Here is a 20,065-nt window from a genome sequence, read left to right as displayed (position 1 = left end):
CTTTGAAAAAATTTAATAATTGCTGCAAAGCTAATCCTTAATAAAACGCTGAATTTAATTATTTAAAATTGCATTACCTTGTCAAAACATGCGCTTTGACTCAGTGGTAGCTTGTATGATGTTCTTGATGCGTCCTATGACCTAGGCCTATGAGTAAAGTTCTCAAACCTCATCATTAATTTAAATAAATTATACCTCGATATTCTCTAATCTCTGTCATTAATCTTTTTTCAATTTCATTGGCATATGTGCAAGGCGTTACAAGGATGTTAAACTAACCCAAACCAACTCATCAGACCAGATGTTAAAATAATTCTAATAAGAGAAGGATCGATATGAGCAACAAGCCTAACCATGTATTAGCTTTATATAACAAAGTAACCAAATACCCATTCGGGAATAAAATTTTCTCGATTATGGTGTCACGTATGGCTCCCTATTTTGCCACGGTAAAGCCTCTCGTTACTGAACTAAAAGTCAATCGCTGTGCTTGTTTAATCAAAAAGCGCAAAGCGGTGCACAATCATATTAAAACTGTACATGTGATTGCTATTTGTAATGGCTTAGAAATGGCAATGGGTGTGATGGCCGAAGCATCGATACCTAAGCACCTACGCTGGATCCCAAAAGGAATGACAGTCGATTATACCGCCAAGGCAGGCAGTGATATTTTATGTGTTGCAGAAGTCACCCCCGAACAATGGCAAGTTGGTGACTTACTGGTTCCTGTCAATGCCTATGACACCGATGGTAATGTGGTTGTTCGCGGCACAATTAAATTGTGGATCTCTGAAAAACCACAAAAATAAGCCTTTCTATTACAGCCTAGCTGTTGCTATCTTTTTGATTCAGTGACTGTTAGGCTTTTAATCATCGATCACCACACAAAAACAATATGAATAGCGAAATGGATGCTGCAGATCATATTAGTACGCCTACCAGCGTCACCAATACTGGCCCAAATCAAGTCAATACCATCAACGAAAGCCATGGAAACCGTAACCATAATATCGACGCCTTAAGGGGATTAGCTATTCTTGGCATCTTATTCATGAATATATTTTTTATGAATGATAGTTTTTACGGTTATGCCCCGCATTTAATACAGCCAAAAATGGATATATTCACAGAGGTAGTGAGTAATGTATTTCTGGAAGGCCGATTTTTAAGCCTTCTTTCCATCTTATTTGGTGCAGGTTTATTGGTGCAATTTCAGCGCTATGAATCGCAAAGTCTACCTGCTTACCCATTAATGAAAAAACGCCTCTTATGGCTTATGTTAATTGGGCTAATGCACGGCGTATTTATTTGGGCTGGCGATATATTATTAACTTATGGTATCAGTGCTTTTTTAGCGCTTAATTATATCAATAGCGATCTCGAAATACTCAAAAAGCGTGCAACTCAATTTGTTGCTCTTTCACTGATTTTAGTCGCTTTGTTTAGTTTAACAATTGAAGATGATCTGTACTTTCGGGGCTCCGAACTGCACCTTGAGCAATTACAAGAATGGTCAGCTGGCTATCTCAACACCGTAATATTGCAGCTTATTCAAGTGGGATTCATGCTTATCATAACGCCCTTTACACTCATTTGGTTTATTGGCGGCTTGATGATGTGGGGAATGGCGCTTTACAGGCAAGGAATGTTTGAACACGGGTTAGATAGAGTCACGTTACTAAAATGCATTTCGTGGACCATTATATTTTCTGTTATTGATACTTTATTGGGTTTTTCATCTAATCCGGTGCTAAAAGAGCTCTCCGCAACCACAGTAATAATAAGTGCCATTCCCATGGCAATGATTTATATCCATTTGATCGTTAACCTGTGCAAAAACAGTCCACATGCATTAAGTCGATTGCAAGATGTCGGTAAACTAGCCTTGAGTTGTTACATTATCCAATCCGTTATTGGCGTGATATTATTTCGCTATATTATTCAATACTATGCACCTGAATTACATTTGATTCTGAATAGAATTGATTACGTCTTTATTGCTGGGATAATTATTGGATTACAGCTAGTGTTAGCCCCATTGTATTTGCGGTTCTTCAAGCAAGGGCCATTAGAAGCATTATGGCGAAATCGAGTTCGCCATAGTCAAAACAAGATGACCTCACTGTGAGCTACCTTATGAATAAATGGATTATTAACAAGTCGCTTGTGTGCTCAATCGGCGCAATATTGATGTTATCAAGCTGCGTCAGCTGGGTGGCCCCTAATGTTAAATCTGAACTGGTTGCACTGCAGCGCGGTGAATATCAACTCGATAAGAATCATGCTGCACTTCTCTTTAAAATTCAGCACCTTGGTTTATCGACTTATGTGGGGCGTTTTAATCAGTTTGATGCTGAACTGACTTTTGACCCAGACAATATGACCGCAGCGAGCTTAACCGCTGTAGTCGATATTCAATCTGTTGATATCAACAATCCAGACTTAGCTGAGACCCTACAAGAATCCACTTGGTTTGATTCTGAAACTTTTCCTCAAGCGGTATTTGCAAGCCATACAGTCACCCCTATATCTGAGAGCCAATTTAATTTTACTGGCAACTTAACGCTTAAAGGGGTCACTCAACCTGTCACATTCAAAGCAACCTTTCATGGCGGCGCAGATAATTGGATGACAGGTAAGTACACTGTAGGGTTTAGTGCCATAGGCCGCATTAAGCGTTCTGACTTTAACATGAGCAGTTATATACCGATTGTCGGTGATGAAATAGATTTAGAAATTTATGCTGAATTTTTAAAATAGTTCTTGCTTAAAGCGGCTCTTGTTTAAAGTAGCCCTTTTATGGCATCCCTTATGTAAAGTACCCCTTATTGACATCGCCATGAACATTTAACCAAACGAGCACCAATGAAACTATTTGGATTGATATCTTGCCTAGCACTCATCATTGCAAGCTTTAGCCTATCTAGCTATTTAGGTTATTACGTGCTGTTCATAAACCTGATTTGTGCCGCTGTGACTTGGCATGATAAACGTGCTGCCAGTAAGCAAACATGGCGAGTGAAAGAGCGTACCTTATATATTTTAGCCTTCATTGGCGCCTGGCCAGCGGGCGTTCTTGCGCAACAATATTTCCGCCATAAAACGCAAAAAACGCCCTTTAAGTGGATTTATTGGGTGATGATTGTTTTAAATATTTTATTAGTTATAAGCATGTGTTACTTGCAGTTAAGACACATAGGCATAAATTAACGCAAAGTCACCTTAAGCAAGCGTGAGACTTTACCCCTGCACTATCAATCAGTAACATGCGTAAAACGACAATCCACCAGAATACACACGAGAACTTACTATGAAAGTCTTATTGGCTATTTGCGTCATCGCTGGACTCATCTTTTACTTTTTTACTCAATCAAATAATAAAAAAGCAGCTCAAGAAAACATTATAAAAGGTGATGCGTTCTTACTAGAAAATCAGAAAAAAGAAGGGGTTGTAACAACACTGTCAGGGCTTCAATATTTAGTCATGCATAAAGGTGAAGGAACTGAGCATCCTAAAGCAACGGACACAGTTACTGTGCATTATCATGGCACTTTGATTGATGACACAGTATTTGATAGCTCAGTGGAGCGTGGTCAAAGTATCGATTTCCCACTTAATCGTGTAATTCCAGGTTGGACTGAAGGTGTTCAGCTAATGACAGTTGGTGATAAATTTAAATTTTTTGTGCCAAGCACCTTGGCTTACGGTAACCGCGCGGCAGGTAAAATTGAAGGCGGTTCAGTGTTAATTTTTGAAGTTGAATTACTCGCGATCAACTAAATCAAGCGTTCAACTAAATCAAAGTATTAACTCAATTATCACTCTAATACTTAACAAAACGCCCATTAGTCATTGCTAATGGGCGTTTTTCAGCATTAGGTAAATATCAACGTTTACTTCCTGATGTCGATTTAATCAAAACGATAACTAAATCTACGCTAGGCCAAAAGGATCATCGATTGATTTAGCGGGTTCAGTGAACCAAACCGCTCCCTTTTCGGTCATGTAAAAATGGTCCTCATGGCGCACGCCAAACTCTCCCGGCACACATAACATAGGCTCATTACTAAAGCACATTCCAGCAGTCAGTTCAGTATGATCATTTAATACCAAATAAGGCCACTCATGGATGTCTAGTCCAACACCATGACCGGTTCTATGAGGTAAACCTGGTACATCGTAACCAGGGCCAAACCCCGCATTTACAATAACCTCACGCGCGGCTTTATCGACACTCGCACAGGTTTTACCAATTTGAGCAGCCTCAAAAGCAGCTAACTGAGCTTGTTGCTCTAGTTGCCATAGTTCGCGTTGGCGATCATTAGGCTCACCAAAAACATAAGTACGAGTGATATCAGAATTGTAGCCTTGTAGCTGACAGCCAGTATCAATAAGTACCGTATCATTTACATCAAGAGATTTAGGCGACTTAACCCCGTGAGGATAAGCAGTATCTTCACCAAACAACACAATACAGAAATAAGAACCAGCAGGGGCGCCTACCTTTTTATGCGCTTCATGAATGAATAGCTCCACTTCAGCAGTCGTGATCCCTTCACGTAATATGCTAGCTGCTGCAATATGAACAGCCAAAGTCATGTCTTTGGCACGTTGTAATAAAGCAAGCTCTGATGCTGACTTAATCATCCGGCAGCCAGCAGTAATACTTTTAGCATTGACATATTCAAGCTCAGAGTTCGCTAATCGCATGCCATCAAAAATGAAAAATGCAGTTGACTCATCGATGCCTATTTTACCGGTGGAAATCCCCATCTGGCTGACTGTGTTGGCAAAAAGTGCGTAAGGGCTTTCATCTTCATGCCACGTATTTACCTTACCTTTAATCGCCATGAAGCCTTCTAAAGTATCTAGCTCAAACGCAGGTGCAATATATTCAACGTCACCTGTTGCTGGGATGATGGCTCCAACCATGCGCTCACTGGCGTACCATTTAGTCCCAGTAAAATAGTATAAATTGGTACCAGCATTAACATAAATGGCTTCGATGCCCTGCTGCTGCATTAACTGTTGCGCTTTAGCAATACGTTGTTCAAATTCCACAAGTGCAATACTAACTACATCCTCTGTCATGTCCGATAAACTTGCCAGCGCTTGCTCTTGAGTTTGAGTACCAACTCCAATCGTCATAAATGACTCCAAAAAAAGTTAAGGGTGATGAGATTTCTGTCTTAGTGTAAACTGCAATTTGAAAATGTATACAATATAAATTCATATCAATATTTACTGGTTTATAGCCCATGTAACATTTGCCCAATATAGTCTTTAACTTGCAAAGCGCCTCAGGCAATTGCGATAATCGCCTTTCATCAATAAGACTGAATCAATCAGCCCTCTCCAACGGAGTTATCATGTCAGACATTATTAATCAGCGCCTACAGGCCATTCGTGAAGAACTAACTAAACATAATCTCGATGCGTTTATTATTCCTAGAGCTGATGAATACCTCGGAGAATATGTCCCTGAGCGAAATGAGCGCCTACTATGGGCAACGGAATTTACTGGATCTGCTGGGATGGCAATTGTCTTAAAAGATTCTGCGGCAATTTTTGTTGATGGTCGCTATACCGTACAAGTTAAGCAACAGGTTAATGGCGAACTATTTAGTTACGAAAGCTTATACGATACCCCGCAAGTTGAATGGCTCATTGATCAATTAGGCTCAGGTAAACGTGTTGGAATCGACACTCGACTGCATACATTAGCTTGGTACCAACAAGCTGAGCATAAACTTACCAAAGCGGGACTTGAGCTCATCAGCGTTGCAGAAAACCCTATTGATATTCATTGGCATGACCGCCCAGTATTACCTAGTGAACCTATTACCCTATTTAGCCATGAAGGCGCCGGGCGAAATAGCCTTGAAAAACGTCAACAGATTGGTGCACTAGTCGCTAAAGAAGGCGCAGATATGGCATTGATTGCTGCGTTAGATTCTTTCTGCTGGCTACTTAACATCCGTGGCAATGACGYTCCACGTCTACCTGTCACATTGGGCTGTGCATTATTATCAACCAATGGTGATATGACCTTATTTGCCGATATTGCCAAAATGCCAGCTGGATTCATTGAACATGTTGGCGCTGGTGTTGATTTCAAAGATGAGTCACTTCTAGCTGATTCTTTATCGCAACTTAACGGTGTAAAACTATTAGCTGACCCAAATACTGCCAATGCGTGGAGCCAACTCACGGCCCAACAAGCGGGTGCCGTATTAGTTGCAGGTAGCGACCCTGTCGCTTTACCAAAAGCACAAAAAAATGCAGCAGAACTAAACGGAATGCGCGCAAGCCATGTCAGAGATGGCGTAGCCGTTAGTCGTTTCCTTGCATGGCTTGACCGTGAAGTTGCCGCTAATGTGATGCACGATGAAGCACAGCTCGCTGATAAGCTTGAATCATTTCGTTTAACGGATCCACTTTACCGTGAGCCTAGCTTTGACACCATTTCTGCAACGGGTGGTAATGGCGCAATGTGCCATTACAATCACCTTGATGGCACGCCAAGCCAAATGACCATGAACAGCATTTACCTTGTTGACTCTGGCGCTCAATACATTGACGGTACGACTGATGTCACTCGCACCATCGCAATTGGTCATGTCACTGCTGAACAACAAAAAATGTTCACCTTAGTGCTTAAAGGCCATATTGCTCTTGATCAAGCTAAGTTCCCGAAAGGCACATCAGGCCAACAACTTGATGGATTTGCTCGCCAGTATTTATGGCAACATGGGTTTGATTATGATCATGGCACAGGTCATGGCGTGGGACATTTTTTAAGTGTTCATGAAGGCCCACAACGCATAGGTAAAAATGTTAATGGCGTAGCATTATTACCAGGAATGGTGCTTTCTAATGAGCCAGGTTATTACCGTGCTGATGAATTTGGTATTCGAATTGAAAACTTGGTGGCAGTTATCCCTTCACCGACACTGGTTAATGCTGAACGTGACATGATGGAATTTGATGCACTCACCTTAATTCCGATGGATAAACGCCTAATTGATAAATCACTGTTAACTAAAGCCGAAATCAATTGGTTCAATCAATACCATGCCAAAGTATTTAGCACGTTATCGCCACTCATGCAGGGCGAAGATTTAACTTGGCTTACTCAAGTGACGAGTGAGTTATAACGGCGCCATAAGTCAACGCTAACGACCACTGAATACCAAGTTTTGAACAAAAACTTGGTATTTTTTTGTGTTTTTGCCTGTTTCTTCAAAATGTCATTAGATTAAGTTAAGAATTAATCAATTATATTTGTTATACTCCGCCGCCGCTTCTTATAGCAGTTATACTGAGCTTGTAAATAACCCGTTGAACGACGTGATAATGATAGGAATATATACCGATGAAATTTGAATCTTTTAGCTTCGCCCCTGAAATATTAAGTGCGATCGCTGATTGCGGTTATAAAACTATGACACCCGTTCAGCAACAAGCTATTCCAGCTATCCGCCGTGGTGAAGATGTACTTGCAAGTGCGCAAACAGGCACAGGTAAAACAGCTGCTTTTGCACTGCCTTTACTACAAAAAATGGTTGAGAACCCACGTGAAGTGCAACACTCAAACACCCGCGCGCTTATTTTAACGCCGACACGTGAGCTTGCTGCACAAGTTGCTGAAAACATCACCGATTACAGTAAAAATATTAACATTGAAGTGCTGACCATCTATGGTGGTGTAAAAGTGGCAACCCAAGCGCAAAAACTAAAGCGCGGCGCAGATATTATTGTTGCCACCCCTGGTCGCCTTTTAGAACACTTATTAGCCTGTAATTTAAGTTTATCAAACGTGGAATTTTTAGTACTTGATGAAGCCGATCGTATGTTAGATATGGGCTTTAGCACTGATATTCAAAAAATCCTGCAAGCCGTTAATAAGCAACGTCAAAACTTACTCTTCTCAGCGACTTTTTCAACATCAGTGAAAAAGTTAGCCAATGAAATGCTTAATAAGCCAAAAGTGATTACCGCTGATAAGCAAAACACCACAGCAGCAACAGTAAGCCAAGTAGTTTACCCCGTAGAGCAGCGCCGTAAGCGTGAGTTATTATCAGAGCTCATCGGTACCAAGAATTGGCAACAAGTATTAGTGTTTACCGCAACACGTGATGCCGCCGATGTATTGGTTAAAGAACTGAATTTAGATGGGATTCCATCTGCAGTTGTTCATGGTGAAAAAGGCCAAGGCAGCCGTCGCCGTGCATTACGTGAATTTGTTGAAGGTAAAGTTCGTGTGCTAGTAGCAACAGAAGTGGCAGCCCGTGGTTTAGATATTCAAAACCTAGGTTATGTTGTTAACTATGATTTACCTTTCCTTGCTGAAGATTATGTTCACCGTATTGGTCGCACAGGTCGAGCGGGTAAATCTGGCACTGCAATTTCATTTGTTAGCCGTGAAGAAGAGCGAACTCTTGCGGATATTGAAAAGTTAATCGATCAGCCTATTCGCAGAATTACCATGCCAGGTTACGAAGTCGGCAGCAGAGAGTTATTGCTAAAACAAATTCAAAAACGTCGTAGCTTTGCCAAAAAACAGCAACGAGTTGACAATGCGGGTGCACAAGTTGTTGCAGAGCGAAACATGCAGGGACGCCGTGTCACTGTTGGTAAATCAACCAGCACAGTTAAGTATAAAAAACTAAAATAGTTCATTAACTTAATATCACAAGCTTATCTAAATTAAGGCGCTACAAGCGCCTTTTTTATTGCCCCTCAAAGTTCAATAGCGGTCATTTTTATCGCTACACATCTAAGATGTAAATTTAAATTCACTTTTAAATCTATATCATGAAATAAAAACTGTTATGTTCGGGTCTAGTAGATTGTGAATCTAAAGTCACTGCTATGCACACTTTAAATTGAGACAACAATGAAGTAATGCCTTGTGTGGCATTCAATAAGACTAACCCTTTTTATTTGAATATGGATTTCAGCATGTTAAAAAAACTTATGTTAGCCGCAGCAATCACCTTGTTTAGTTTGCCTTCGCTGGCTAAACCAATAGCCAGTGATGAATACCACGTCATGCCATTAATGAATGGTCAGCAGATCCCAAGTGTTGTTTTACAAGATGTGAAAGGCAACAAAGTAGATTTAGCTGAGCTAACAGCGCAAAAGCCAACCATTTTCTTTTTCTACCGTGGTGGCTGGTGTCCATTCTGTAATATCCAAATGGGTCAGCTAAAAGCGATTGAGCCGAAGCTAATTGAAATGGGCTTTCAATTAGTGGGGATTTCACCTGACTCACCCGCTAAATTAAAAGCATCAATGACTGATAATGAATTAGATTACTTGTTGCTTTCAGATGAAAAAATGGCAGCATCACAAGCATTTGGTATTGCATTCTATACTAGCGAAAAAGTCACCAGCATGTATCAAGCTAAACTTAATGTGGACAATACCTTATGGACGACACCTGAAGGTGACAAACGCCTAGTTCTCCCTGTTCCTGCGGTTTATGTTGCAGATAAAACTGGATTAGTGCATTTTCAATATATTAATCCGAACTACAAAGTCCGTCCGGCGCCAGAGTTAATTTTGACTGCTGCAGAATTACTGCAAAATCAGTAATCTGAATCTTAGCGTCAACCTTGGCGATAACTTATTGTTGTCGCCTACTCCCCTCTTCTTTAATCAGTCTGGTTTACCCGCTTTTTCTTCTTTTAATCACAATCGGTATCACCTTATCAAAAGGCTTTGACATAACAATTATTTAATCGCTGAAGCCAAGTTGGTAGCAGCAATTCAAGCTCCTCTGCTACAATACATCTTATATTATTCGTCTGATGACAACGCCCTATCACTGAACGATTTATCTGATACGGCAATTCAACCTAACGGTGTAAACAAAGTGCAAACCCAAACCTATAACCAAGCCATTTTAGCTGTGGCAGAAGCCGCTCAAATCGCATTAGCAGAGTCTGCAGCAAAACAAAAAGCCAAAAGAACATCCGCCCAAGAAAGCCACTTCTTGTGTGCTTGGTTAGTGGAAATGTATAAAGTTAAACGTTTCCCTAAAATCGTTGCCAATGATATTTCTGGCTGGATTACGTTAGCTCGTAGCAAAGGCGCCGGCGCCATGCTTCCGCAGCTGTTTGATGCTATTGCGACTCAATACCGCCAAGTCGAAAAACCTGCCATATCCCAACATCAAGCAGTACAGGAGTTACTTGCAGAACTGGAAACGGACGACTGGTTTGTTATCGCAGATAGCGCTTTTTCAAATGAGCCTAAAACTAAACTAAAGCTTGCAGGAAATGGTCAATCAAGTTTGGTGGTATGTGAAGATCAACTAGCGCAGCACTTTGAAGGTGATAAACTCACTAGAGCATTGCCAATTTATGTTCGAGGTGACGAAAAGCATTTTGCACAAAAGGCGTTAGATAAAGGCTTATTAGTCAGCCCTGGAAATAAAAAAACCAGTATGATTAAGCACCATAAAACTTATTTAATTGCACCAAACAATCAATTAGGTGAGCTTTGCTTACTTGTCTCTATTTAGTCGTCACCTCAATAAGATAACGCCTTAACGCTAAACAAAGCGATGAGTGACAACGAAATAGCCATGAAGATATGGGCGCTTTAGACTAACTTTTAGCGCCCTATTGAGATTGGATTTATTGATGCTCGTGGGTATGTAACTGACCCACTTCTAAGACAGGTGATGCATCTAAATCTTCAGCATCCATCATACTTGAAATACGCTGCATAGTGGCCAGCATTTGCGACTGTTCCCATTCTTCCATTGATTCAAAACGGGTAATAAAGTGCTCTTGTAGCGGTGTTGGCGAGTCTTTTATGATGTCTTTGCCTTTTTCCGTTAAACTAATCCCCACTTTACGCTTGTCCGTTAATGACCTTGTACGCGTCACCAGTTCACGTTTTTCTAATCTATCTAAAATACTCGTAATCGTGGCAGAGCTGAGATTAATTGTCAGTGCGACCTCTTTTACCATCGCATTATCATGATCTGCAATTGCTTGGAGCACTAATAATTGTGGGCTAGTCAATCCAGTTTCTTTACTCAGCTTTTTTGAATATAAATCAATGGCTCGAATCACTTGCCGCAAAGAGACGAGTAACTCTTCATACTTTTTCATAAGACAAACTCAGTTCAATACTAATGATTTCAATTCTATCAAATGCGTACTCAATCCTAAATACCGCCTTTAGTCTTAATAAAGCACGAACCTGTAAACTTTTCATGCAACATAGGTTGATCTTATTTAACAACTCCGTATCATAATAGTTTGTATTCTAATTATTAGTAGTAAACACATGTTGCAACCACGCGTTTTAAAGTCGTCACTGTTTTCAATCTCAAAATCTAGACTAATAGCAAGAAATTCACTGGAATTCGTTTGTTTTTGGTTAATCCTCGCAAGTTATATATTCAGCCCTTTGTATACAATATATAAATCGTACTCAAACGATAATAATATAAAGTGATGAAAAATTCGTATTTAACATTCGCATTAAATTATTTTTTGATATTGATGTTAACTGGCAATACGATCAATTATCCCAGTACAAGCAAATCCCACATTCAGCATAAACACAACAAGCTGAATCGCCTTTGCTGTGCCCAAAGACCTATACACTCTTGTTTACAGGCGTGTAGTAGGCTGTATGAGTATTTTTTTAGCTCTAAGAAAACCAATACTGCTGTTGGGTTATTTATCAGCTCTTTTGCTGTGTTTGGTTTCAAGTTCACACCACAATTTTACTTTAGCTTAGTTTTTACAGCTTTCGTTGCCGAGCTTTCAGACCCTACTTTCAATTTATCCCAACGATATTATTCATATTCCACTTCATTCAAAAACACATTTATCAGTATCAGTGTATTGATTAACTGGTTCTGCATAACAATGCTACAAGGTAGTTTTTCAGTTATTCGGCTTGCCATTCTTTTACGACTTAAATTAAGCATTAACGCACTAGCCACCAACAGTGCACTAGCCACAAAAGTCGCTTTCTTCTTTAGCCATCTACTACCTCAACAAATAACCCTTAAATTTAAATTAGTTAATCGAAAGCTTGTCAAAAGCACATCACAAGAGGAACTATGTCTTTACGTCACAACACCCGCATCGTAGTCAAAGTTGGCAGTGCCCTTATTGCACCAGGAAACGATGGCTGTAGCGCTAAATACCTTAAAAATATTGCTCAGTTTATTCAAAACTGTCGCCAGCAAGGACAACAAGTAATACTTGTTTCATCTGGCTCTGTTGCTGCAGGGCGACAATGGTTTGATGTTGATTCGCCAACTAAAGCGTTAAAGAAAGCCATGGCAGCGGCTGGTCAAAATGACATGATGGCAATATGGGCTAAGTTACTCGATATGCCATTAGCACAAATCCTGTTAACTCATGCAGATTTATGTAATAGAGAACGCTACGTCAGTATCAAAGACACCATTGAGTCATTGTTAGAGCACAATGTACTGCCTGTAATTAATGAAAATGACACCATGACGTCTGAAGAACTTAAAGTGGGTGATAACGACAACCTAGCAGCGATGGCAGCGGCGGCAATTGATGCTGATACCCTTATCATGTGCACAGACGTTAACGGCCTTTATGATAAAAACCCACATCAATACGACAACGCCCAACTTATTCAGCAAGTGAATGAGATAACCTCCAAGATATATGCAATGGCGGGAGGCGCGGTAAGCGCAACTGGCACAGGAGGGATGCTAACTAAAATCCAAGCGGCAGAAAAAGCCACTGCACAGGGTATTGATACCTTAATTATTAATGGATTTGAGAATGCCTCTTTTGAGCAACTACTGGCAGGTAAAAACCCTGGCACCCACTTCCTCGCCAATATCGAGCCACTCTCTCCCGCGATTCATTGGATGACGCACACTGTCAAAGAGCGTGGTGAAGTCATCATTAATGACACCACAACCACCCACTTTGCAAGTGATGAAGATATGCTCACAAGTGGCAATATCCTTGAAGTGAAGGGGCAGTTTTCGGCAGGAGATACCATCTTAGTATCGACCGATGATGGCACCAAAGTGGCTAAAGCTAAAACCAATTACAGTAGCTGTTTACTTAATTATATCGCTCAAGAACAGGATGACGAGAATACAAGCCAAAGCTATTTTGCGCAAAACGATTCTATTATTTCGAAAGAGCACTTAACCGTATTGGAGAACGAATGAAATTAATTACAGATATTGCAAAGCAGGCCTCCCAGGCCTCACGCTCTTTAGTTAACTTAGACACCGAAACTAAAAACCATATTCTAAACGTTATGGCAGCAGAATTGCGCAATGCGGTGACCACGATCCTCGAAGCGAATCAGCTGGATATGGACAATGCAAAACAAAATAACTTAGCCAGTGCCATGCAAGACAGATTGCTATTAAACGAACAACGAATTGAACTAATGGCAAAAGGACTAGAAGAGGTAGCACTACTCCCGGATCCTGTTGGTAAAATCCGCGACTTAGGTGAGCAGCCTAATGGCATTAAGATCAGTAAAATGCGCATCCCACTTGGCGTTGTCTGCATGATCTATGAAGCAAGACCCAATGTCACCGCTGATGCTGGCGCATTATGCTTTAAATCAGGCAATGCCATTATTTTACGTGGCGGTAAAGAAGCATTGCATTCAAGCAAAGCCATTGCCTCAATACTACAAAAAACCTTAGTCAAATTTGATTTACCTGAAGCACTCATTAGTGTCGTGCCCAACGCTGACAGAGCCTTATTAATGGATTTAATGCAACAACGTGAATATATTGATGTCATTATTCCTCGAGGCGGTGAAGGGTTAATTAACTTTGTCACAGATAACAGTAAAGTGCCTGTGATTCAGCACTTTAAAGGAGTCTGCCATTTGTATATAGACAAATATGCGGACTTCGAAAAAGCCATTAAATTACTGTTAAACGGTAAGACACAAAGAACAGGTGTGTGTAATGCGCTAGAAGGATTAATCGTTCATAAAGCCATTTTAAATGACTTTATGCCGTTAGTTGCTAAACATATGGCAGAGCAAAATGTCTTGATTAACGCCTGCCAAACCAGCCTCCCATTTTTTAACCAAGCTCAATTATTGCAAGATGACCAATTTGGTACAGAATATCTCGACCTTGAAATAGCGGTTAAAACTGTCAATAGTTTGAACGGAGCACTGGATCATATCCATCAGTTTGGCAGTAATCATACCGAGGTTATTTGCACTGAAGACAAGCAGCGTGGTGAGTTATTTCAGCGCAGTGTTGATGCTTCAGTCGTGATGGTGAATGCCTCATCGCGATTTTCTGACGGTAGCCAATTAGGCTTAGGCGCTGAAATCGGTATTGCTACGACAAAATTACACGCCTATGGTCCAATGGGACTGGAATCGTTAACGGCTGAAAAATTTTTAGTTTCAGGTGATGGTCAAGTTCGAGATTAGTAATATCACCAGTCAATAAATAGTGATCACATTGACGTCCTTGTCGTTAAATCAGCGGTATTTTGGATAAAAATAAAGCCCTTTCGAGGGCTTTATTATTTATTTTCTAAATTAAGGTAGCCAGACATCTTGGCTAAAATGGGTTAAGACTATAACCTTCTTGGGCTAATACGGCATGAGCTGTCATTGCCGACAAAGCCATATCGACACCTGGTAATAATGCCGTGTGTTCTAAACCATAATAAGCAGCGCTTTGGCCGCAAATATAAATTTTAACGCCATGATTTACCAGCTGCTGCACTAACTCTTTATTAGGATTTCCCTCACTAACATCTTTGCCATGAACCTGTTGGTAAAAAACATCATTAGCCAAATCAGTTATCGACGATCCATGAACGACCATAGCTAATTGAATATCTTGTGGCTTAACGTCTGCCTCAACATGCATATTAATAAACCGTGCTAAGGTATTTAGGCTACGATTAACTTCGCCGGGCTTAGCCGCTTTGCTCATATCAAATGCCACTTTAAATACCATACCTTTTGGGATCACTAAGCTCGACGTCACTGGCGCAATCTTACCGTATTCTTTTATGGTCTCGCCGGATTTAAAAGCCTCTTTGCCTGCAATGGCTGACGGTGACATCAGCATAAGCGCTCCAATAAATAGCACTGTGCTGACATTGAAAACCTGCTGATAATAGTTAACCATTTAATCTGCTTCCTTGTGATAATACGATTTATGAAGATGCGTAATAAACCTTTCAAACTCTAATCAGTTAATGTTGATTTAACAAGCAATAGATAAGCTGTCGGTATTTGCCAAGCGTATGCGTATAGCTGAGCAATAACAAAACTATCTTGCACAGATCAGTTTGGTTATAATGGCGCCTGTTGACAGTAGTTATTGTGAACTTACTTTGTCATACACTATTTTTGTATAAGCCATAAACCTTATACCTACAGCATTTGTTTCAGGAGTTCCCATGGCTCGCCAAGTCATTTATACCTTTAAAGGTCAAACCAAAACTATCGCATTCAGTTACGACAAACATCATGATCTTTACGAAGCTGCTGCAGAAGCTGAAGGTATCGACTTAAGCCGCTTTTTAGCGATGGAACAGCAAATAGCGCTCACTTCTAAAAAAGGGGCTCGCGCCGAAAAGGATTTCCGTAAAACTGAGTTTGCTCGCTTTGGCTTTTCAAGCATTAAGTTTGTGCGCGAAGACGACGAAGAAACATCAAATAGCTAATCGATAGGAAATCACATGATCAACACAGAACACGCAAACTTTCCTCGAGCCAGCTTCACGAGACGTTGCGGTGCAATGATTTATGACGGCCTATTAGCCGTTGCCGTTTATATGGTGGCAGGGGCTGTCGGCTTTGGTTTATTTTTAGGCCTAACCAGCACAGGTGTTATCGGCATGAATGGTCACGAGCATGTATCAGATCTACTAAATCAAACACCGCTTTATCAAGGAATTTACCAGCTTTGGTTGGTGATGTGTGTTGTGGCTTTTTATGCGCTATTTTGGAGTCGTGGTGGCCAAACTCTCGGCATGCGAGCGTGGCGCTTGAAAGTTCAGCACCCTAACGGACAAAATTTAAGTTTCATCACAGCCGTAGCTCGGGTTGTATGGTCATTGGCAGGGATTAGTAACCTGTTTATCTTAATTAACCCTGACAAGCTTGCCCTGCAAGATAAAATGACACGCTCCGAAGTTGTAGTGCTATCGGTTGAGGCTAATCAAATGCGTAACTGGCATGGTGCTTAACCGCAATATTAGCTAACGAGAAAACCTGCTTAATCTTCATAAGCCAACTGAATTTTCAGTTGGCTTTTTTAATGGAATTACTGCCTTATCCGATAAAAAGCCTTTGTGACAGGTGTTGTCCTCTCAAAAGAAGTCGAAAATACTCTATTTGACCAACAATTCCTGCACAGCAAGTTCAATCTAACTTGGCGTTGGTTAAATACTACGCTATCTTAGGGGACAAGGTGTTGAGTAATCTAAGAGACTCTGTGAAGTGACATCTTAATAAAGGAATATTAAGTTCTCAAAAGGAAGCTGATTAACAGTTGAAATTTTTAACAGCGATTAAAACATTGCTTGTCAATTATCTTAACCGAGGTACTGAGCTTTATGACGATCCAGAAAAGCGTCATAGAATTCTCATTATCAATTGGTTCGGGATGGTTGGCTTTTCGATTACATTTATTTTAGGTATCAACGCTTACTTTCAAAATAACGACCGACTTGCCATTGTTCTGCTGCTATCTTGCGTTCTTTTTTTCTTATCTTTATTGAATCACTGGAAGTTTTTAAAACAGTATCGGTTTGAAACCTCCGCCACACTCATCCAGCTTAGTTTGCTCGCCTTAATGCTGTATTTAGTTTATAGCGGTGGGGCCAATAACACTGGGCCATTATGGGTTTTTTTAGTCCCTCCTGTCATGATGTTCTTTGGCGGGCTTAAAGGTGGTTTACGCAATACTAGTGTGTTTATCACGTGTTACTGCATCATCATGTTTTACCCAGACAATCAATTACTTGAAGCGAGTTACACACACGAGTTTAAAACCCGTGTGCTGTACTCATTAATTACACTGACTTTCTTATCTGGTTATTACGAATACTCTCGCCATCAATCATTTCAGCATGTAAAGCAATTGAGCGCCAAATTTGAACAACAAGCTTTACGGGATCACTTAACCGATATTCCTAATCGACGCGCCATGATGGAGCAACTTAATTACGAGTATGCCAGAGTCGTTAGAAATAATTATGATATGAGCATACTGCTTATTGATGTGGATTTTTTCAAAAAGATTAACGACAAATACGGTCATCAATGTGGTGATGAAGTGCTTATTAAGTTGGCAAAATCCTTTACTGCCACTTTACGTAAGCAAGATATGATTTCACGTTGGGGTGGTGAAGAATTTCTGATTTTATTGCCTCACACGGGGTTTAATGACGCATTTGAAGTGGCAGAAAAAATCAGGAAAACTATCCAACAAAATCCTATAACATTCGATGATAAAACGATTGAGATAACGGTCAGCATCGGTATAGGTAAAGCTGATATCCATCATTCTGTTGACTCGGCAATATCTCAAGCCGATGAACATTTATATCAAGCTAAAGAAGAAGGACGTGATAGTGTCTATCCCAAAGTGGACAAAATAGCCTAGCCATTTACATTTCTCTTCCCATCATTAACGTTCTTTGTTGATATTCCAGGAATAAAAAAGCCAGCAACGGCTGGCTTTTAGGACTATTTTTTAAATAAGATGCCGCTTGTATTTGGCGCGATTGAGTTACTTACGAATATAGTAAAGCGCACCTAAACTAAATAATAACGGCGGCATCCCAGCACTGATGTATGCTGGCAGACCATAAACAATACTCAATGGTCCAAAGATTTCGCTACAGATATAAAAACTAAACCCAGCCACCACGCCTAATAACACTCGTGCGCCCATTGTTACCGTTCGTAAAGGCCCAAATACGAAAGATAAGGCAACCAAAATCATCACTGCGACCGTCACTGGTTGCATAATTTTACGCCAAAGCGCTAATTCATAACGACTAGGATCTTGTTGATTTACTTTCAAGTAGTCCAAATAGCCAATGAGTCCTTGAATACTCAAGGCTTCAGGTTTTACCGATACGACACTTAGCTTATCTGGGGTGAGTGTTGAGTTCCACACTCTTTCTTCTTGGTACTCTAGGGTAATCTTTTCTTCTGTGATGTGCGTATTTTTCACATCCATTAATCGCCAAACACCATTAGCGAAATTCGCTCGCATCGCTTGGGTCATGGTTTTTAATTTAAGGTCATCATCAAATTCATAAAAAGTGATATTGTTGAGGGTGTTAATGGACTCTACCTCGCCAATATTGACAAATAAATCACCGTCTCTCGCCCATACACCACGATGAGACTTAATCAAACTACCACCAGATACCTTAGTTGCTTGTAGCTCTTTAGCACTTCGTTCAGCAACTGGAGCGCCCCACTCGCCTAATGCCATAACAATAATCATGAGGGGAATAGCTGTTTTCATCGCAGAAACAGTGATTTGTAACCGAGACATGCCTGAAGCCTGCATCACGACTAATTCTGAATTAGAGGCGAGCATCCCCATACCAATTAACGCACCCAGTAATACCGCGATAGGGAAAAACAACTCAATGTCACGTGGAATTAAATACAGCACATAAATCACTGCATCTAACATGGTATAAGCACCACGCCCCACAACTCGCAGTTGATCAACCCATTTAATAATTCCTGACAAACCTGTCAAGATAAGTAGACATAAGGCAGATGTACTAATAATAACGCGAGCAATGTAGAGGTCTAATATTTTCATGATGCCACCTGCTTGCGCTTAAAGCTTTGCAGTAATTTGGCGCCACTTGGACGTTCCTTACCTAACAAAAATAATCCTATCACTAATGCGGACCCATGGATCCACCACATGCCTAAAGCAAGTGGTATAACTTCATCTTCCAAGGCTTTTCGACCTGCAACCATTAATCCGAAATAGCCTAAATAGAGCAAAATAGCAGGGAACATTTTAGCAAACTTACCTTGCCTTACATTGACACGAGCTAATGGCACAGCAATTAACGTCATCAGTGGAATAGCTAGTGGTAACGCTAATCGCCACTGGAACTCTGCAACTGCCTCTGGCCCAGGTGTATCAAGTAGCTCACTCACTGGCAGAGCAGACATTTTACGCCGCCTTTCATCCACTTCTTGCTCTTTAATCTCCATCCGATAACCACCAAACTCAATCATTTGATAGTCGAGGTTTTGAGCGCTACCTTGATAACGAATACCATTATCTAGCTGTAATTGTTGACTGCCAAAGCTGTCTTCAACCACACGACCTTGCTCAGAAACAACAATATTAGTTAGACCTTCTTCGTCTTCTGGATCGGGAAGTTGCGCAACAAATACTTTTTCAAGTTCATTGGACTTAGATATTTTTTCTACAAAAAGAACCGCCCTACCATTAGGACTTGCCTGAAAACGGCCTTGAACAATCGCAGCAAGACCTGCTTCTGACTGGGCCTGCTCTAATACTTGATTTTGCCTCTCTTCCGCCCACGGGCCAACATACACAGATAAAATACCTGTGAATATTAAATTGGCCACGGCAATCAGTAAGGTAACGCGAGTGACATACCACTCACTGATCCCAACGCCATGGAGCACCACCATTTCGTTTTCGGCATACATTCGCCCGTGAGCAAGTAAAATGCCCAAGAAAAAACTTAATGGCAGCACCAATACCGTCAATTGCGGTAAATTTAGACCTAATAAGGTCAATACTAATGTGGCGGGAAATTCGCCATTTGAGGCATCCCCTAATACACGCACAAATTGCTGGCTAATAAAAATAGTTAATAGCACCAAAAGTATCGCAAATTGCGCTTTTAAAACTTCAACGATCAAGTATCTAAATACAATCACAGGTAGGATCCACTGTCTAAACTTGTCTTTTTGCTGGTATCAGAGTAAGTTCACTATAAAATGTCTGCTTTTAGCAGTTATTGATAGTTTTCTGACCAGCTCGTGAGCTTCCTTTAGTGTAATTCA

The 20,065-nt window shown here is 40.6% G+C and carries 20 protein-coding genes; 14 read left to right on the top strand and 6 right to left on the bottom strand.

The window, feature by feature from the left end; genetic code table 11:
* The first annotated feature begins 335 nt into the window (after positions 1 to 335).
* The 5 genes from A9267_RS09535 to A9267_RS09515 all read left to right on the top strand — a co-directional run bounded on the left by A9267_RS09535 (position 336) and on the right by A9267_RS09515 (position 3,781).
* A complete protein-coding gene (locus tag A9267_RS09535) occupies positions 336 to 809 on the top strand; it encodes a hotdog fold domain-containing protein (RefSeq protein ID WP_055024269.1) in 474 nt (157 codons plus the stop codon).
* Positions 810 to 895: 86 nt separating this feature from the next.
* The gene (locus A9267_RS09530) at positions 896 to 2,128 is read left to right on the top strand and encodes a DUF418 domain-containing protein (RefSeq protein ID WP_082972326.1); all 1,233 of its coding nucleotides are present in this window, start codon (positions 896 to 898) and stop codon (positions 2,126 to 2,128) included.
* An 8-nt stretch (positions 2,129 to 2,136) separates the two neighbouring features.
* Positions 2,137 to 2,760, top strand: a complete 624-nt coding sequence (locus tag A9267_RS09525) for a YceI family protein (RefSeq protein ID WP_065109005.1) — start codon at positions 2,137 to 2,139, stop codon at positions 2,758 to 2,760.
* Positions 2,761 to 2,865: 105 nt separating this feature from the next.
* Positions 2,866 to 3,210: a DUF1294 domain-containing protein gene (locus tag A9267_RS09520; RefSeq protein ID WP_082972324.1), complete on the top strand. Its 345-nt coding sequence runs from the start codon at positions 2,866 to 2,868 to the stop codon at positions 3,208 to 3,210.
* Between the two features lie 100 nt (positions 3,211 to 3,310).
* On the top strand, positions 3,311 to 3,781 hold the full coding sequence (locus A9267_RS09515; protein WP_055024272.1) for an FKBP-type peptidyl-prolyl cis-trans isomerase: 471 nt from the start codon (positions 3,311 to 3,313) through the stop codon (positions 3,779 to 3,781).
* Between the two features lie 153 nt (positions 3,782 to 3,934).
* On the opposite strand, the gene A9267_RS09510 is transcribed toward A9267_RS09515, so the two are convergent.
* The gene (locus A9267_RS09510) at positions 3,935 to 5,149 is read right to left on the bottom strand and encodes a M24 family metallopeptidase (RefSeq protein ID WP_065109004.1); all 1,215 of its coding nucleotides are present in this window, start codon (positions 5,147 to 5,149) and stop codon (positions 3,935 to 3,937) included.
* 221 nt (positions 5,150 to 5,370) lie between these two features.
* On the opposite strand from A9267_RS09510, the gene A9267_RS09505 reads away from it, so the two are divergent.
* The 4 genes from A9267_RS09505 (at position 5,371) to A9267_RS09490 (ending at position 10,532) form a co-directional block, all read left to right on the top strand.
* The gene (locus A9267_RS09505; protein ID WP_065109003.1) at positions 5,371 to 7,158 is read left to right on the top strand and encodes an aminopeptidase P family protein; all 1,788 of its coding nucleotides are present in this window, start codon (positions 5,371 to 5,373) and stop codon (positions 7,156 to 7,158) included.
* A gap of 218 nt (positions 7,159 to 7,376) precedes the next feature.
* Positions 7,377 to 8,678 (top strand): DEAD/DEAH box helicase, encoded by a 1,302-nt coding sequence (locus A9267_RS09500; RefSeq protein WP_065109002.1) that lies wholly within the window; start codon positions 7,377 to 7,379, stop codon positions 8,676 to 8,678.
* 287 nt (positions 8,679 to 8,965) lie between these two features.
* On the top strand, positions 8,966 to 9,601 hold the full coding sequence (locus tag A9267_RS09495; protein WP_082972323.1) for a peroxiredoxin-like family protein: 636 nt from the start codon (positions 8,966 to 8,968) through the stop codon (positions 9,599 to 9,601).
* Positions 9,602 to 9,761: 160 nt separating this feature from the next.
* Positions 9,762 to 10,532: a DUF2913 family protein gene (locus A9267_RS09490; RefSeq protein ID WP_231919066.1), complete on the top strand. Its 771-nt coding sequence runs from the start codon at positions 9,762 to 9,764 to the stop codon at positions 10,530 to 10,532.
* Between the two features lie 115 nt (positions 10,533 to 10,647).
* Here A9267_RS09490 and A9267_RS09485 read toward each other — a convergent pair whose 3' ends face one another.
* Together A9267_RS09485 and A9267_RS21775 are read right to left on the bottom strand one after the other, a co-directional pair.
* Positions 10,648 to 11,130, bottom strand: a complete 483-nt coding sequence (locus A9267_RS09485) for a MarR family winged helix-turn-helix transcriptional regulator (protein ID WP_055024276.1) — start codon at positions 11,128 to 11,130, stop codon at positions 10,648 to 10,650.
* 695 nt (positions 11,131 to 11,825) lie between these two features.
* Complete coding sequence (locus A9267_RS21775; RefSeq protein ID WP_156669137.1) at positions 11,826 to 11,993, bottom strand: hypothetical protein; 168 nt, start codon at positions 11,991 to 11,993, stop codon at positions 11,826 to 11,828.
* 102 nt (positions 11,994 to 12,095) lie between these two features.
* Here A9267_RS21775 and proB point away from each other — a divergent pair, with 102 nt between their 5' ends.
* The gene (gene proB, locus A9267_RS09480) at positions 12,096 to 13,202 is read left to right on the top strand and encodes a glutamate 5-kinase (protein WP_065109001.1); all 1,107 of its coding nucleotides are present in this window, start codon (positions 12,096 to 12,098) and stop codon (positions 13,200 to 13,202) included.
* Positions 13,199 to 14,446, top strand: a complete 1,248-nt coding sequence (locus A9267_RS09475) for a glutamate-5-semialdehyde dehydrogenase (protein ID WP_065109000.1) — start codon at positions 13,199 to 13,201, stop codon at positions 14,444 to 14,446. The genes proB and A9267_RS09475 overlap by 4 nt, the downstream gene beginning before the upstream one ends.
* A gap of 133 nt (positions 14,447 to 14,579) precedes the next feature.
* Here the strand turns inward: A9267_RS09475 and A9267_RS09470 are convergent, their stop codons facing one another.
* Positions 14,580 to 15,158 (bottom strand): DsrE family protein, encoded by a 579-nt coding sequence (locus tag A9267_RS09470; RefSeq protein WP_065108999.1) that lies wholly within the window; start codon positions 15,156 to 15,158, stop codon positions 14,580 to 14,582.
* Between the two features lie 274 nt (positions 15,159 to 15,432).
* Here A9267_RS09470 and A9267_RS09465 point away from each other — a divergent pair, with 274 nt between their 5' ends.
* The 3 genes from A9267_RS09465 (at position 15,433) to A9267_RS09455 (ending at position 17,645) form a co-directional block, all read left to right on the top strand.
* Positions 15,433 to 15,699 (top strand): DUF2960 domain-containing protein, encoded by a 267-nt coding sequence (locus A9267_RS09465; protein WP_055024280.1) that lies wholly within the window; start codon positions 15,433 to 15,435, stop codon positions 15,697 to 15,699.
* Positions 15,700 to 15,714: 15 nt separating this feature from the next.
* Positions 15,715 to 16,224, top strand: coding sequence for an RDD family protein (locus A9267_RS09460; RefSeq protein ID WP_065108998.1), 510 nt, complete (start codon positions 15,715 to 15,717; stop codon positions 16,222 to 16,224).
* Positions 16,225 to 16,529: 305 nt separating this feature from the next.
* On the top strand, positions 16,530 to 17,645 hold the full coding sequence (locus tag A9267_RS09455; RefSeq protein ID WP_082972322.1) for a GGDEF domain-containing protein: 1,116 nt from the start codon (positions 16,530 to 16,532) through the stop codon (positions 17,643 to 17,645).
* 126 nt (positions 17,646 to 17,771) lie between these two features.
* Here A9267_RS09455 and lptG read toward each other — a convergent pair whose 3' ends face one another.
* Together lptG and lptF are read right to left on the bottom strand one after the other, a co-directional pair.
* On the bottom strand, positions 17,772 to 18,830 hold the full coding sequence (gene lptG / locus A9267_RS09450) for an LPS export ABC transporter permease LptG (protein ID WP_055024283.1): 1,059 nt from the start codon (positions 18,828 to 18,830) through the stop codon (positions 17,772 to 17,774).
* Positions 18,827 to 19,939, bottom strand: coding sequence for an LPS export ABC transporter permease LptF (lptF, locus tag A9267_RS09445; RefSeq protein ID WP_065108997.1), 1,113 nt, complete (start codon positions 19,937 to 19,939; stop codon positions 18,827 to 18,829). The genes lptG and lptF overlap by 4 nt, the downstream gene beginning before the upstream one ends.
* Between the last annotated feature and the right edge of the window lie 126 nt (positions 19,940 to 20,065).

Origin of the sequence: Shewanella sp. UCD-FRSSP16_17, from assembly GCF_001675935.1 — a bacterium.
Taxonomy (GTDB): domain Bacteria; phylum Pseudomonadota; class Gammaproteobacteria; order Enterobacterales; family Shewanellaceae; genus Shewanella; species Shewanella japonica.
This window is presented reverse-complemented; position numbering and strand designations above follow the sequence as displayed.